This window comes from Prevotella illustrans (assembly GCF_017426725.1).
Taxonomy (GTDB): Bacteria; Bacteroidota; Bacteroidia; order Bacteroidales; family Bacteroidaceae; genus Prevotella; species Prevotella illustrans.
On the sequence record NZ_JAERMS010000005.1, the window covers coordinates 113,089 to 128,631 of the forward strand.

Annotated in this window: 14 protein-coding genes; 6 read left to right on the forward strand and 8 right to left on the reverse strand. The window is 44.7% G+C overall.

What is annotated here, in order from left to right; all coding sequences use genetic code 11:
- Positions 1–2: 2 nt before the first annotated feature.
- From JHU38_RS03195 to JHU38_RS03215, 5 genes are all read right to left on the reverse strand, one after another.
- Positions 3–1,001 (reverse strand): vWA domain-containing protein, encoded by a 999-nt coding sequence (locus JHU38_RS03195; RefSeq protein ID WP_107580878.1) that lies wholly within the window; start codon positions 999–1,001, stop codon positions 3–5.
- Between the two features lie 19 nt (positions 1,002–1,020).
- Positions 1,021–2,085 carry a hypothetical protein gene (locus JHU38_RS03200; protein ID WP_107580879.1) on the reverse strand — a complete coding sequence of 355 codons (1,065 nt, stop codon included), beginning with the start codon at positions 2,083–2,085 and terminating at the stop codon, positions 1,021–1,023.
- Between the two features lie 7 nt (positions 2,086–2,092).
- Positions 2,093–2,962, reverse strand: a complete 870-nt coding sequence (locus tag JHU38_RS03205) for a DUF58 domain-containing protein (protein ID WP_107580880.1) — start codon at positions 2,960–2,962, stop codon at positions 2,093–2,095.
- Positions 2,962–3,957 (reverse strand): AAA family ATPase, encoded by a 996-nt coding sequence (locus JHU38_RS03210; protein ID WP_107580881.1) that lies wholly within the window; start codon positions 3,955–3,957, stop codon positions 2,962–2,964. The genes JHU38_RS03205 and JHU38_RS03210 overlap by 1 nt, the downstream gene beginning before the upstream one ends.
- A 288-nt stretch (positions 3,958–4,245) precedes the next feature.
- The gene (locus JHU38_RS03215) at positions 4,246–4,809 is read right to left on the reverse strand and encodes a 30S ribosomal protein S16 (RefSeq protein ID WP_107580882.1); all 564 of its coding nucleotides are present in this window, start codon (positions 4,807–4,809) and stop codon (positions 4,246–4,248) included.
- 203 nt (positions 4,810–5,012) lie between these two features.
- Between JHU38_RS03215 and JHU38_RS03220 the strand changes: the two genes are divergently transcribed.
- Entirely contained in the window at positions 5,013–6,326 is a 1,314-nt protein-coding gene (locus JHU38_RS03220) for an MATE family efflux transporter (protein WP_107580883.1), read from the forward strand.
- Positions 6,327–6,346: 20 nt separating this feature from the next.
- Here the strand turns inward: JHU38_RS03220 and coaW are convergent, their stop codons facing one another.
- Positions 6,347–7,180, reverse strand: a complete 834-nt coding sequence (coaW, locus tag JHU38_RS03225) for a type II pantothenate kinase (protein WP_107580884.1) — start codon at positions 7,178–7,180, stop codon at positions 6,347–6,349.
- A gap of 156 nt (positions 7,181–7,336) precedes the next feature.
- On the opposite strand from coaW, the gene ligA reads away from it, so the two are divergent.
- On the forward strand, positions 7,337–9,310 hold the full coding sequence (gene ligA, locus JHU38_RS03230; protein ID WP_232369817.1) for an NAD-dependent DNA ligase LigA: 1,974 nt from the start codon (positions 7,337–7,339) through the stop codon (positions 9,308–9,310).
- On the opposite strand, the gene JHU38_RS03235 is transcribed toward ligA, so the two are convergent.
- Positions 9,307–10,062: a nucleoside-specific channel-forming Tsx family protein gene (locus JHU38_RS03235; RefSeq protein ID WP_107580886.1), complete on the reverse strand. Its 756-nt coding sequence runs from the start codon at positions 10,060–10,062 to the stop codon at positions 9,307–9,309. The genes ligA and JHU38_RS03235 overlap by 4 nt on opposite strands.
- Positions 10,063–10,171: 109 nt before the next feature.
- Here JHU38_RS03235 and trmD point away from each other — a divergent pair, with 109 nt between their 5' ends.
- Positions 10,172–10,852 (forward strand): tRNA (guanosine(37)-N1)-methyltransferase TrmD, encoded by a 681-nt coding sequence (trmD, locus tag JHU38_RS03240; protein ID WP_107580887.1) that lies wholly within the window; start codon positions 10,172–10,174, stop codon positions 10,850–10,852.
- A 57-nt stretch (positions 10,853–10,909) separates the two neighbouring features.
- Here trmD and rhuM read toward each other — a convergent pair whose 3' ends face one another.
- Entirely contained in the window at positions 10,910–11,899 is a 990-nt protein-coding gene (gene rhuM / locus JHU38_RS03245; RefSeq protein ID WP_107580888.1) for a Fic family protein, read from the reverse strand.
- A gap of 91 nt (positions 11,900–11,990) precedes the next feature.
- Here rhuM and JHU38_RS03250 point away from each other — a divergent pair, with 91 nt between their 5' ends.
- From JHU38_RS03250 to JHU38_RS03260, 3 genes are all read left to right on the forward strand, one after another.
- The gene (locus JHU38_RS03250; protein WP_199222671.1) at positions 11,991–12,152 is read left to right on the forward strand and encodes a hypothetical protein; all 162 of its coding nucleotides are present in this window, start codon (positions 11,991–11,993) and stop codon (positions 12,150–12,152) included.
- A gap of 579 nt (positions 12,153–12,731) precedes the next feature.
- On the forward strand, positions 12,732–14,132 hold the full coding sequence (locus tag JHU38_RS03255; RefSeq protein WP_107580890.1) for an aminopeptidase P family protein: 1,401 nt from the start codon (positions 12,732–12,734) through the stop codon (positions 14,130–14,132).
- Positions 14,133–14,150: 18 nt separating this feature from the next.
- Positions 14,151–15,353: a C1 family peptidase gene (locus tag JHU38_RS03260; RefSeq protein ID WP_107580891.1), complete on the forward strand. Its 1,203-nt coding sequence runs from the start codon at positions 14,151–14,153 to the stop codon at positions 15,351–15,353.
- Positions 15,354–15,543 lie beyond the last annotated feature (190 nt).

Genomic DNA, 15,543 nt, shown 5'->3' on the forward strand with positions numbered 1-15,543 from the left:
TATTATGGGATACGCCTCAAGACTGTGAAGCGCAGCAGTAATTCGAATAACAATGTGATGAGAGCCATTACCGCAAATGGTTGATAGGCTTCATATCTCTTAGAAAACTTCTTGACATCCATCTTGGTTTTCTCCAGCTTATCAATATCTTTATAAATTTGTTTCAGTTGCTGCGTATTCGTCGCCCTGTAAAAAGTGGCATCGGTTGTTGCCGCAATGTCACTGAGTGTCTTCGTATCTATCTCAACAGGAATGTTGACATATTGAACACCGCCGGCAACGGGCATCGGATAAGGAGCGACCTTATTGGTCCCAACACCTATCGTATATACGCGTATTCCCAGACTCTTGGCTATTTGAGCTGCTGTCATCGGAGAAATGTCGCCCATATTATTACTGCCATCTGTCAAAAGAATAACAACCTTACTTTTAGCCTGTGAATTTTTCAATCTGCTTACCGCATTGGCCAATCCCATCCCGACCGCCGTTCCATCACTGATCAAACCACGGGCGGCAATATCTGTCCGAACGCCTTGCAGCATATTGATGAGCGACGAGTGGTCCGTGGTCATAGGACACTGCGTAAAAGCCTCACCCGCAAAAATAGTCAATCCGATATTATCATTAGGACGATCGGAAATAAACTCTGTGGCCACGCTCTTAGCCGCTTCTATTCGATTGGGCTTCAAGTCTTCGGCCAACATTGATGTCGACACGTCCATAGCCAACATGATATCGATTCCTTCAACCGACTTATTATCCCACGAGTTATGGGTTTGAGGACGAGCCATCACGATGACAACCAACACATAAGTGACACAACGCAGAAACATCGGCAAATTTATCATGCGCATTCGCCAGCTCTTATACCCAAATCGATAGGCAAAAGTGTCACTGAACCTTATGGTTGGCTCACTCTTTTTCCGATAAAGGAAATACCAAAGAATATAAGGTATCAGTAAAAGAAGCAGTAAAAAATATTCTTTATTTGCAAATTCCACTTTACTTTCCTTTTATAAGTTAACCCAATATCTGGTAAAGATACCAGAAGATAGCCAGCATAATACAAATTATCAGCACTGCGGATATCGACAACAACACTTTTATTGTAATTCGATTCTTTTGCGTCTTTTGTTCATCCAAACTCAGTTCAGGCACAATACGCTCCTCTGTGGGTTGCTGATCCTGCTTGGTTTGATCAATAAAGTTAACCGCATTCACTAAATTCAAGTCATTCTCATTAATTAATGTTGAATATTTGGCAAACTTCACCAAATCGGCAGTCTGAAAAAGTTCCTTCAACTCATCAATCATCTTCTGGTCTCCTGCCTGGCGCAAGTTATAAATAATTTCCGAGCTCGTCATTTCCATTGCGCTAAAACCAAACCTCTTCTGAATGTATTGCCGTAGAATATCCGTAAGTTGCGTATAATAAACTTTCTGATTCTCAGCGGCAGTAAGTTTACCGACCTTAATTTTTTCAATGGAATCTAAAGCAACCTGATGAGCCGGGATATGGCGAACAATCCGGACGTGGGCAATAATCGGTTTATTCTGCTTCAATCGAACAAGCAGGTAGACTGTTGCAACACAGACGATTAACAATAATACACTAAATAAAAACGGTAATGTCCATTCACTTGCCAGAAACGGATTATCCTGCACACTCTTTGGAGGATAAAACTGATTGGGATGCACGGTATCAACATCGACGGTCAATACTTTCAAAGCCAATGTCGCGCCCTGATATTGCTTTCCATTAACCTTAACCTTCAATGCCGGTAAAGGATATAAATGTTCATCGAAACTTGTCAACGTATAAATCTGACTGGTTCTCAACAAACCGTCAACATTGGCAGAATCTATTCTTGTGTCAATAATTTCAACACCAGGCACCAAATAATGCCCTTTTTGAAATTTAGGAAATACGATTTTTGCTCCCCGAGGGGCTGTAACGCTTAGAGCCATATTCACTTGTTGCCCAATGAAAATCTGGACAGAGTCTATGACCTGCTCCACCTGAACCTGTGCGTGTGCAGTGGTGAATGTCAACAGTATGAATAATATCGAAAATACCCTTCTCATCAATATATTAAGCTCTTTTCTTAAACAACAATATCAAGGCTTTAACATAGTCTTCATCGGTAGCTATCGAAGTCCAGTCTACGTTACTCTTCCTGAATGTCTGACTGAGTTGATCCTGCCGTTCCATCCAATAGCGTGTATGAGCATGACGAAGTTTCTTTGAACTCGTATCAATTATCATCTCATGACCGGTTTCGGCGTCACAAACTTTCATAAGACCTACATCAGGCAACATCTTTGCTCGCCGGTCATAGACCTGCACGGCAACCATGTCATGCTTCCGATTCGCAATCTGCAACTGCTTGGAAAAGTCTTGCCGATCATAAAAATCACTCAATAAGAAAACCGTACAACGCCGCTTCAACATCCGAGTCAAAAACTCTACAGAAGCGGCGATATCCGTTTTCTTGCTTTGAGGTTTAAAATCAAGCAACTCTCGTATTATAAAAAGAATATGCTTGCGGCCTTTCTTTGGAGGGATATATTTTTCTATCTTATCAGAAAAGAAAATAACCCCAATCTTATCATTATTCTGAATCGCGCTAAAAGCGATGGTAGCAGCTATCTCCGTAACCAGCTCCCGCTTCATTTGGTGTGTTGTTCCAAAATCCAATGATCCGCTCACGTCGACCAAAAGCATAGACGTTAATTCGCGCTCCTCTTCAAAAACCTTCACGTATGGTCTATGAAAACGAGCCGTCACATTCCAGTCAATGTCTCTGATGTCATCGCCAAACTGATATTCACGCACTTCGGAAAAAGCCATACCCCTTCCTTTGAACGCGGAATGATACTGGCCCGCAAATATATTTTGACTCAATCCCCGAGTCTTGATTTCTATTTTTCGGACTTTTTTTAAGATCTCTGAAGTTTCCATTAAGGCACCTCTACCTTGTTTACAATTTTCGATACAATTTCTTCTGACGAGATATTGCTGGCCTCTGCTTCATAGCTCAATCCGATTCTATGGCGAAGAACGTCGTGAACAACAGCCCGAACGTCCTCCGGCACAACATATCCTCTATGTTTGATGAAAGCGTACGCACGACTCGCCTTTGCCAAATTAATACTTGCACGAGGGCTGCCACCGAATGTAATCAAGTCTTTCAACTCCGGCAACCCATAACGCTCAGGATATCTTGTCGCAAACACGATGTCGGCGATATATTGCGCAATCTTTTCGTCAATATACACTTCATTCACAATCATGCGAGCCTTCAATATTTCATCGGCAGACGTCACAGGACGAACGACTGGCATTGACGCATTCAGATTTTCACGAATAATCAATTTCTCTTCATCAAGCGTAGGATAGTCGATAACAACTTTCAGCATAAAACGGTCTACCTGAGCTTCCGGCAACGGATAAGTACCTTCCTGCTCAATAGGGTTCTGCGTGGCCATGACCAAGAATGGTTTTGGTAAATCAAACGTTTTCTCACCGATCGTGACCTGATGCTCCTGCATGGCTTCAAGCAACGCGCTCTGAACCTTAGCCGGAGCACGGTTGATTTCGTCTGCCAGAATGAAATTGGCAAATACCGGTCCTTTCTTTACTTGGAACTTTTCTTCCTTCTGCGAATAGATCATCGTACCGGTCACGTCGGCCGGCAACAAATCGGGAGTGAACTGAATACGGCTGAAATCAGCGTCAATCAACTGTGCCAACGTTTTAATGGCCAAGGTCTTTGCCAATCCGGGAACACCTTCGAGCAAGATATGCCCGTCACTCAGCAAAGAAATAAGCAAAGAATCGACCAAATGCTTCTGTCCAACAATCACTTGATCCATCCCCTGAATAAGATTGGTTACAAAACCGCTTTGTTGTTCGATGCGGATATTCAACTCACGTATGTCTACAGCTTCTGCCATAATTTCTATATTAAATTCATTTTTATTTAACCGCAAAATTACAACAAATAGCAAGAAGTATAGAACTTAAGTGACTAAATTATATTAAAAAAGGCTCTTAAAACATATAATTTAAGAAACTTTCAATTTGATGTCACAGCCCATTTATAAAGCGATTTGCGAAAAGAAAACAATGGTCTGAACATCAGATCGTTCCGGCATATCACCGCTGCCATATACATACAAAAAGGATGGAGGATGACTGTCTTGCAATCATCCTCCATCATTAAGATTGTAAATTCTCGAAAATTACGCTTCTGCGGGAGCTTCCTCGGCCGGAGCTTCCACTACAGTCTCCGCAGCGGTTTCCTCTGCAGTCTGCGCTGCTTCAGCCTCAGCCTTGGCAGCTACTTCGGCAGCCTTCTTGTCAGCCACCTTCTTTGCGATCTCTTCGTTGATTTTCTTTTCTGCTTCGAGCTCTGCTTTTATGGCTTCTTTCTTAGCCTTTTCCTCTTGCTCACGAACAGTCTGGTTGCCCTTTACCTTTACTTCTTTCCATGCGTCGAATTTCTGCTGAGCAGCAGCTTCGTCAAAAGCGCCTTTCTTAACACCACCACGGAGGTGCTTCATCAAGTAAACGCCTCCACCTTTCAAGATGTTACGAACGGTGTCTGTTGGCTGTGCGCCGGTTTCCACCCAGTAAAGTGCACGTTCGAAATTCAAATCTACAGTAGCAGGATTGGTGTTAGGGTTGTAAGTACCAATCTTTTCAGTAAACTTACCATCACGTGGTGCTCTTGCGTCAGCGATAACAATGCTGTAGAAAGCATAGCCTTTACGGCCGCCGCGCTGCAATCTGATCTTTGTTGCCATTTCTTTTTATTTAAATTAGGTTTGAATTAATGCTATCAACTCGTAATAGCGGTGCAAAGGTAACATATTTCAACAGAATATCTATTTCACGACCAACTCCCACATAAGGCTTTACGCTTTTTTAACAAAACTTTTGTTCTAACGCGTAGAATCACCCGCAAAAGAACAATTGATATACCTATTTTACATGTAACTTTGCACTTATGTTCAATAAGATTGACAAGCAGATTCTGAAGATAGCGCTCCCGTCTATCATCTCAAACATCACGATTCCATTGCTGGGGCTCATCGATATAGCTATCGTAGGGCACATGGGCAACGTCGTATATATCGGCGCAGTGTCTGTCGGCTCAATGATTTTCAATCTTATCTACTGGCTTTTCACATTTTTGAGGATGGGCACCAGCGGCCTTACCTCGCAGTCGCTCGGACAAAGAAACCTATCCGAAGTGACCTCTGTCCTACTCCGTTCTTTTACGATTGCCCAAGGACTGGCCTTAGCCATTATCCTTACCCAGCAACCATTGCGACAACTATTGATATTCTTCATCGCTCCCAAGGCTGACGTAATGCCCTATGTCGACACCTATTTTAATATAGTTGTATGGGGAGCTCCGGCAGTTTTAGGCATCAACAGTCTGACAGGCTGGTTTGTCGGCATGCAAAACACCCGCATACCGATGGCCGTTTCAATTATCCAGAACGTCACTAACATCGTGGCAAGCCTGTCATTGGTTTATGGGCTCCACATGAAAATAGAAGGTGTGGCAACCGGTACGGTCATAGCACAGTACGCCGGCCTGCTGACGGCCTTGTTTCTACTACGTAAACACTACACCCGTCTCATTCCGTATTATCAAAGAAATAAAGTATTTATTAAAGTAGGAATACTCAAATTCTTCTCTATCAATAAAGATATCTTTCTGCGCACGTTGTGCCTCGTCTTCACAAATCTGTATTTCACGTCGACAGGCGCCCGGCTCGGCACCGTCATTCTCTCGGCCAATGCCGTCATCATGCAACTCTATTTGCTGTTTTCTTACATCATGGATGGCTTTGCCTATGCAGGCGAAGCGTTGGGAGGCAGACTCTACGGAGCGCATAATGTACGAGGATTCCGGAAGATGGTACGCCGGCTTTTCGGTTGGACGCTTGTCTTAACAGCAGCCTATACCCTATTATATATTGTAGGCAGCATGGACTTCATTAAACTTCTGACCGACGAGGAGCCAGTGCTTCAGGCCACCCGCAACTATATCTATTGGGCCTGGGTCGTTCCCGCTGCCGGCGCCGCGGCTTTCATTTGGGACGGTATATTCATCGGGACAACGGCAACTAAAGGAATGCTGATCTCTGCCTTTTTTTCTACGGCCGGCTTTCTGGCCATTTGCCTCCTCACGAAACCAATTATAGGCAATCATGGCCTTTGGTTAGCCATGATTGCCTACCTTGCATTAAGAGGTATCATCCAGACTTTCATTTACTTAAAGTCTGAAAAATACAAGTTCAATGTATAACCAAGGGCTGCAATCACACGTCAACGGTTTTTCAAATAAAAGTCCAATGCCGCGCCGATTGCCGTGCAAAACTCGCTATACTTCGGTATCCGAAAATGCACATTATACAATTTTTCCATTGCCGGATACACGTCCTTACATTGCGGAAGCAAGGTAAGATTGCCAATCATCACGAAATCACGAATGCCACTGCCAAGACTCGACAGGAAACAACTGCTGCCAATCGTCTGCAATACCATATAAATCAGTCCCAAGGCAATATCCTCCCGCGTGGCATTAGCCTTGGCATTGCTAAAGAGCGAAGCCGTGGCGTTCATGGGCAATCCCGGCAATGGCTTGGCGCTGATGTCACCGATATGCAGATTGATATTATTGATATCCCCCTGCATGGCCATACTCGAAAGCTGCTTGATATCATCCGTTTTCAGCATGATACGGCTCAGTCCGGCCAAAGTGCCACCGCCGATGCCCGTTCCGCCAATATGCCGGATTTCATCGCCATCACATTTTACCAAACTTGTACCCGTTCCCATGCTCACGACAATCATCCGGTCAAGTTTACTCTCATGGCGAGCCCCCAGCCCATCCGCAATAAATTCCTCACTTTTGGCCGTTGGCAAGCCATAGATAGGGGTCTCAATGTAGGCTGATCCCACTCCCGTTACCATCACCTGGCGTACATCGCTTAATTGTATTTTATTATCATACAAATATTTACCGAATGCTCCGTAAAGACTGGTAATGGGATCGGTCGCCTTAATTCTGAAGGGATTGACCACTAATCCGTTTTCGTCAATTCCCACGATCTTCGTAGTACTGATGCCAACGTCTATTCCAATAACGATATTCTTCATAAGATCCCGAAATAATTAAGCTACAAAAATAACAATTAATTACATAAGCACAAAAATTAAGTTACAGTTTTTGTTGCTTAAAAGCATTTCGACTATCTTTGCAGCATTCATTAACTAATTTATGGCAAGATTCTTTCTTAAACATTAAAACAAATAATGGAAAACAAGATACAACAAATGGAGGCGCTCATCAGTCAGCTCAATGAGGCTTCGGAATATTATTATAGTGGCAAAGGAGAGCTGATGACCGACTATGAATGGGACGCCGCGTTCGACAAGCTAAAGCTATTGGAAGAGGAAACGGGCGAGGTGCTGCCCGACAGTCCGACAAACAAAGTTTCGGAAGCAGCCATCTTCGGGCAAAAGGAAGAACATGAATATGCCGCGCTTTCACTGGCAAAAACTAAAAGTACGGCCGATATTACCAAATGGGCCGACGGTAAGCCTATATGGTTATCATGGAAACTTGACGGTCTTACCCTTGTCGTGACATACGACAAGGGGAAACTCAGCAAGGTAGTAACACGGGGAAACGGCCATGTCGGTACCAATATTACGCATTTGGCTGCTTCCATCAAAGGCATTCCCCCTACGATAAAAGATCTCAGACATGTCGTCGTCCGTGGCGAATGCGTCATTTCGTATGCCGATTTTGACCGGTACCTGCTTGAAAGTGGTGAGGACTATGCCAACCCGCGTAACCTGGCTTCCGGATCACTCACACTGAAGAATCCCGACGAAGTGAAACAGCGCCACCTGCAATGGATTCCATTCTCATTAGTATATACCGAACAAGCTATCAATTCCTGGGGCGAACGGATGAACTGGATTCAACAGAACGGCATGACACCTGTCGAGAGAGAGTGCATCGCGAATCCTACACAGAACAACATCGAAATGTCTATCGCTCATTGGACCGAGAAGGTTACAACAATGAAGAATCCATTCCCTGTAGATGGTCTGGTAATAACATACGATGATTATGCCTATTCACAGACAGGAAGCGTAACAGGCCATCACGCCGCACGTGCCGGCTACGCCTTCAAATGGCAAGACGAGGCGGCTTCGACCACCCTCGATCACATCGAATGGAGCTGTGCGGCCAGTACCATATCACCGGTGGCCGTATTCAATCCGGTTAACTTAGAAGGAACAATCGTAAAGCGAGCTTCACTTTGCAACATCAGCGAATGCGAAAGACTGGGAATAGGAGGCAAAGACACCGAACTTAAAGTCATCAAAGCCAACAAGATCATTCCGAAAGTCATACAGGTAGAGAAGAAGGTGGGACTACTCGTCATCCCCGATAGCTGCCCTGTATGCGCTGCGCCGACTGTGGTCAGGACGAGTGAGGCCAGCGGAACGAAAACCTTACACTGCACCAACGATCACTGCCCGGCCAAACAATTAAAAATGTTTGCCCGTTTCGTATCAAAAGACGGAATGGATATCGACGGCGTATCGGAGCAGACCATTGCCAGATTTATCAATCTGGGATGGATTATCCATTATTCCGACATCTTCGGACTACACAGCCACGCGCAAGAGATTGCCGCGCTCGAAGGATTTGGAACCAAATCAGCCTCCAACATTTTACAATCGATAGACAAAGCCAAAAAGGTAGAAGCGCGACATCTTCTCTACGCGCTCACGATTCCGATGTGTGGCCAGGACGTGTGCAACCGATTGATGTCGGCCTACGGTTTCGACGAATTCACGGAGCAGGCTGCCACGACCGACAATGAAGAGCACTTTGCCGGTATCGACGGAATCGGACCGGAAAAGTCGCGTTCACTCGTCAATTGGTTTCATCAGCCCGACAATGCCGAGGAGGTAAAGCGACTGAAAGACATTCTGCATATTGTAGAGCCCGACATACAACCCCAAGGCAACCGTTGCGCAGGGCTGACATTCGTTGTCACCGGAGATGTTTTCCATTACAAAAATCGTAATGAATTGAAAGAATATATCCAAAGCCAGGGAGGCAAGGTAACCGGAAGTGTAAGCAAGTCGACCAATTACCTTATTAATAATGACTTGGAATCAACAAGCGGGAAAAACCAAAAGGCGCACTCGTTAGGTACGCCTATTATTTCAGAAGAGCAATTTATTGACCTGTTTGTCAATTAAAAAGTCCATTTCAAAGCCAAGGTTGGAATGGCATAGAATTTATCGTTCTCGCCTTTTTCATTCCAGACGAAGTTATGACTTACTTCTATCTCGGTTCCAACGCTTAAATTGATGTCGTTCCAACCTTTCAATTTATTCATATTAAACCAAAACTGAGGTTCTGAAAGGAAGATCAGTTTGCCCTTGACGGTAGGATCATACCATAAATCGGCAAAGCCGCTGCATGTCAACTTGCCGCCGGCCAGTTGCACGCCCCACACAGCCGTGGTCTGAAATCCGTTGAACGGACGCGCCCCGGTATGGCTGTTCTTGAAGTAATATTTATACATAGCCTGCAGCGAGAAGGTGGTTGAGAAATCCGCATTATGCCAATTCCACGCGCCTCCCAGAAGAACCGCGTGCTGATAACGTGCTCCGTAATACTGGTTGGCTGCCACTTCCCCCGTGCCCACGCCGCCGTTATACTCAATATGGGCCGCGAACTGCTTATTGTGAGACACGTTGAACTCACGGGCTATTTCCCAATAGGCACCCATCACACCGTCGTTCTTATAGTCAATATCCGTAAACATAAATGTACTACCCCATTTATCGGGCTTAAACATCTCGACGGTTGTCGTAACCGAGCCACGCGGTGTGAGGTCATGATACAAAGAATGACCCAGGTCATAATGCAACTGAACATTTTGAGCACTCATGCCAAACCAGGTTGCCATCAACAGGAAGAAGGCCAAAGATATACGTTTTTTCATATTTTAGAATTGTTTAATTGAGCGACAAAGGTAGTACAAATCACCCCAACGGCAAAATATAAAAGTAATATTTTCGACATCAAACTATTTTTACTAACTTTGCCGGCATATGAGAATCGATATAATCAGTGTCTTACCGGAAATGTTTACGGGCTTTATCAATGAGTCAATCTTAGCTCGTGCACAAAAAAACGGAATTGCGGAAATCCACGTTCATAACCTCAGAGATTATACCTTAGACAAGTGGAGACGTGTAGACGACTATCCATACGGTGGCAGCGCCGGCATGGTCATGCAATGTGAGCCTATCGACAGGTGTCTATCAGCCCTTAAAGCAGAGCGCGACTATGACGAAATCATATATACCAGTCCTGACGGAGAGCCGTTTGACCAACACATCGCCAACGATTTGTCGCTCAAAGGCAACATCATCATTCTTTGTGGACACTACAAGGGCATTGACCAACGGGTACGCGACCACCTCATCACGCGTGAAATCAGCATTGGCGACTACGTACTGACGGGTGGCGAACTGGCTGCTGCCGTCATGGCCGACGCCATTGTCAGACTGATTCCCGGCTCTATCAGCGACGAGCAAAGCGCTTTGAGCGACAGCTTCCAAGATGACATGCTGGCCCCTCCTATCTATACGCGCCCCGCAGACTATAAAGGATGGAAGGTTCCCGATATCCTGTTAAGTGGCAACGAAGCAAAGATACGCCAATGGGAACTGGACCAAGCCATGGAACGTACCCAAAGATTACGTCCGAACTTATTATCAAAGAAATAACGCTTTGCACATGGAATACGGTATCCAAGGATAATATAGAAACATCAGCTTACTCTTTTAGTTACTCTTATTGATAAGGTTTACCACCACTTTTACCATTACGTCTTTTTCCTCCGTACGGCTTTCGGCAATCATCAGCGTGAGGGCTACGAGGGTGTTATCGGCTATACGTTTCGAACCATCATCGCGGTAGAGAATACCATTGTTGTTCATAAACCAGAGAAAGAGTGTGGCAGCAATACGCTTGTTTCCATCACTAAATGAATGATTCTTGGTAACGAGATAGAGAAGCATGGCTGCCTTCTCTTCTACGCTGGGATAGAGTTCTATGCCTCCAAAGGTCTGATAGATTTGTCCGATAGAGCTTTTGAAGGAATCGTCCTTTTCGTTGCCGAAGAGAGCTGAGCCTCCAAACTTATCACGGAGCATATCTATTTCGTGCATGGCGTTCTCGTAGGTAGCGTGAAAAGGCTCTTCCTTGGTGGTTTTGTTGATATTGAGCCGTTGATAGTCGTAATCATCGAGCGTATCAAGGGCATAAGTGTAATCCACCACCACGTCAAACAGGGCAGTGCTCTCATCTGTGGTTGGAACAGGCTGTTGAATGGCTCTGCCCACCACCTGCACCAGTTGGCGCAACTCGGCTATCTGCTGTTTGCGGATTCGCTCATTCACGGCATAGCCTTTAATAAGATACTGTTTTAATATGCTGTTGGCCCAGCGACGAAACTCCACACCTCTCCGACTTTTCACACGATAGCCCAGTGATGTAACCATTTCCAAATTATAGTATTCTACCTGATAGGTTTTCCCATCAGCAGCAGTTGTCGCAAATTTTGCGACAACTGAAGAAATGCCCTCCAATTCCTCCTTTAGTGCATTGTTGATATGCTTTCCAATAGTCTTTATATCCCTATCAAAAAGTTCGGCAAGTTGTTGGCGATTCAGCCACACGGTTTCTCCTTCCAATTTGACATCAAGTTGAGTCTTACCATCTTCACTTTGATAGATTACAATCTCATTATTTAGATTCAAGTGCTCGCTCATATACTATGGTGTATTAACACAAAGCAAATATACGGAAAATTATCAGAAGTTGTTTGCTTTTTCAAAAGAAAAAGTAAACATAGTAACTTACGTGCAGACACAAATCAAGGAATATACTTTCCTCGGTCCAAAAGGCCTTTTTGTTACCATTCCCGAACACCCTGAGTTTTGTTGGCAAGAGCTGATTGTCAATGCCGTGGCGCATCGTAACTATTCCATCAACAGACCTCATTTACTATTCTCATCAAAGTAATCCGATACGCTGACACAGAATTTCTACGCTACGACAGGGACAAAAGATAATGTAAATTCGCACTTGCCACCCAACTCTTCCTATGATTCATGTATGCTGAATTTATTTGACAAACAACTCTGAATGGCTGCGTTATTTTGGAAAAAGTTTATCTCGATCCGGAAAAACCCATTTTATCGGCATTTTACCAAACGGCTGATTATCAACACTTTATATTCTTATCGATAATATTTACCGCAAGAAAATGCCCTGTTTTCCATACAATAGCGGCCTAATCGCTGTGCTTTGAGCACGTCAAAGCAGTGATTTAAGCAAGTAAAAGCAGCCCTTTTACATCCTCAAAGCATAACTTTTAGCTGTCAACCTTCCATTTTTCCTTATCCAACAGGGCAATTCTCTGCCTTTTAACATTTAGATGACATCATCCGGAAAAGCCATTTTTCGGCAAAGAATTTTGACAATCATATCGAAAAGACCTTCATCTAATCATCCCGCTTACTTATTTTTTCATGACAAATTCTGATATTATGAGTATAATTATGTATCTTTGTGGGCAGAAGATTAAAAATACAATAAAATATGTTTGATTCCGCAACCTACGTAAGACGCCGCAACGAGCTGAAAAGGCTTGTCAAATCGGGCGTTATCATCCTTTTTGGAAATAACGAATCGCCGGCTAACTTTCCTAACAACGGGTATTTCCCATTTCGCCAGGACTCAACGTTTCTCTATTATTTTGGCCTCCAGAGAGACGGACTCGTGGGCGTTATTGATGTCGACAACAACCAAGATATCCTGATAGGTAATGACATTGATATCGAAGATATCGTATGGTATGGTTTTGTAGAAAGTATAAATACGATGGCGCAACTATGTGGTGCCAACGAATCGCGGCCTATGAAGGCACTCACAACGATTTGCATAGAAGCGTTGCGGGCCAAGAGAAAGATTCATTTTCTGCCTCCTTACCGCCACGACATCAAAATACAGATATTCGATCTCTTAGGAATCCATCCTGTACAGCAAAAGGAATCAGCCAGTATGGAGCTTATTAAGGCGGTTGTCAAAATGAGATCGACGAAGGAGCCACAGGAAATCGAGGAGCTGGAACGGGCGGCTGTTATTGGCTATAAAATGCACACGACGGCCATGCGGCTGACCAAACCGGGCATAACGGAGAAATTCATAGCCGGCCAGGTCGACGGTATAGCCCATTCGTATGGCTCCATGGTCAGTTTCCCAACCATATTTACCCAGCATGGTGAAATCATGCACGGCTCCCCATCGATGAACGTGCTTGAAGCCGGAAGACTGGCCCTGTGCGATGCCGGTGCAGAAACCATCAACAACTATTGCAGCGACAACACCCGTACAATGCCCGTCAGCGGTAAGTTTACACAGAAACAGCTTGAAATTTACTCAATCGTTGAGGCTTGTCATGATTACGCGCTCGAGGTGGCCAAGCCCGGCGTGAAATACGCAGACGTTCATTTTGCCGTATGCAGGCTGATGTTTGACAGACTGAAAGAATTAGGACTGGCCAAAGGCGACACGACAGAAGCCGTCAATGCGGGAGCGCATGCCATGTTCCTCCCCCACGGACTGGGTCACATGATGGGCATGGACGTCCATGATATGGAGAATCTGGATCAAATTAATGTTGGCTTTGACGAAGAAACACGACCTAATTTGGAGCAATTCGGCACAAACTGCCTGCGCATGGGACGCCGATTAGAAGAAGGCTTTGTCGTTACCGACGAACCGGGAATCTACTTCATCCCTGCCCTGATTGACGACTGGAAGGCTATGGGACATTGCAAGGAATTCCTCAACTTTGACAAACTGGAGACCTACAAGGACTTCGGCGGCATTCGAATTGAGGATGACATATTGATCACAAAAGACGGTTGCCGTTTCATCGGCAAGGACCGCATCCCCTATCATCCCAAGGACGTAGAGGCATTTATGGAAAATAATTAATCACACAAGATAAAATAAATGAGAACACTTTTGGTAATGGCACTGCTTGCCTTGGTGGCAACGGGTGCGAACGCGCAAGAAAAGGCTGAAAAGAAAAATGACAACAAGCCTGTTTTCAGCGTTGTTAAGGAAAACAAAATTACAAGTATTAAGAACCAAAGCCGCAGCGGTACCTGTTGGGATTACTCTACACTGAGTTTCTTCGAGGCAGAGATTCTGAAAAGTACGGGCAAGACATACGACCTTTGTGAGTCGTTTGTTGCCAACAAGACCTATATGGACCGTGCCATTCAGGTGGTAAGACTCCATGGCGACTGCCAGTTCGCGCAAGGCGGTAGTGTCTACGACCCTCTTTATTGCCTACAGCACTACGGTATCTGTCCTGAAGAAGCCATGCCGCTTCCCGGCAGCTTGTACGGTGATTCGCTCAACAACTACAACGAGTTCTTCGCTGTCATGACTCCATATGTACAGGCTGTGGCCAAGATCAACTCCAAAAAACTTACCAGTCAATGGAAAGTGGGACTGCAGGGCATTCTCGACGCCTACCTGGGTAAGTGTCCCGATAAGTTCATGTATCAAGGAAAGAGCTACACTCCGAAGACTTTCGCGGCCAGTCTGGGCCTTAACTTTGATGACTACGTAAGCGTCACCAGCTATACACACCATCCTTTCTGGACCAGCTTTGCCGTAGAAGTGCAGGACAACTGGCGTAACCCGCACTCTTGGAATGTGCCATTAGAAGATATGATGAGAATCATTGATAATGCCATCATGAACGGCTATACCGTCGCTTGGGGTGGCGACGTATCGGAAGAAGGCTTCACCCGTCAGGGACTGGCCTACGCCTACGACACTAAAAAGGGGCAAGGCCTGACAGGTAGCGACATGGCACGTTGGCTGAAGTTGACGAAGGTACAGAAAAGCAATATGCTCGACTCACTTGGTTGCAAAGCACCCGAAATTGTTCCCACACAGAAAATGCGTCAGGAGCGTTTCGACAACTGGGAACTTACCGACGACCATGGCATGCTGATCTACGGCATCGCCAAAGACCAGAATGGCAAGGAATACTATATGGTGAAGAACTCTTGGGGAGAAACCGGTGCTTATAAGGGCATTTGGTACATGACCAAAGCTTTCATCGCAGCCAATACGATGGATTTCATGGTAAACAAGAACGCTATACCCAAGGATATTCGTAAGAAATTAGGTATCTAATCTGAAATAATTAAATGGTTCCGATGTCTCTTCGGAACCATTTTTGTATTATCACTTGTCAAAAGTTATATTTTCACAAGGATTTTAAACTCAATAGTGTCCTAAATAATTTTTGTGAAAACGCATATAAAGTTTCATCAAATCATATGATTTGACGTATTTTGTTCCAACGTTAAACAGCACATACCCC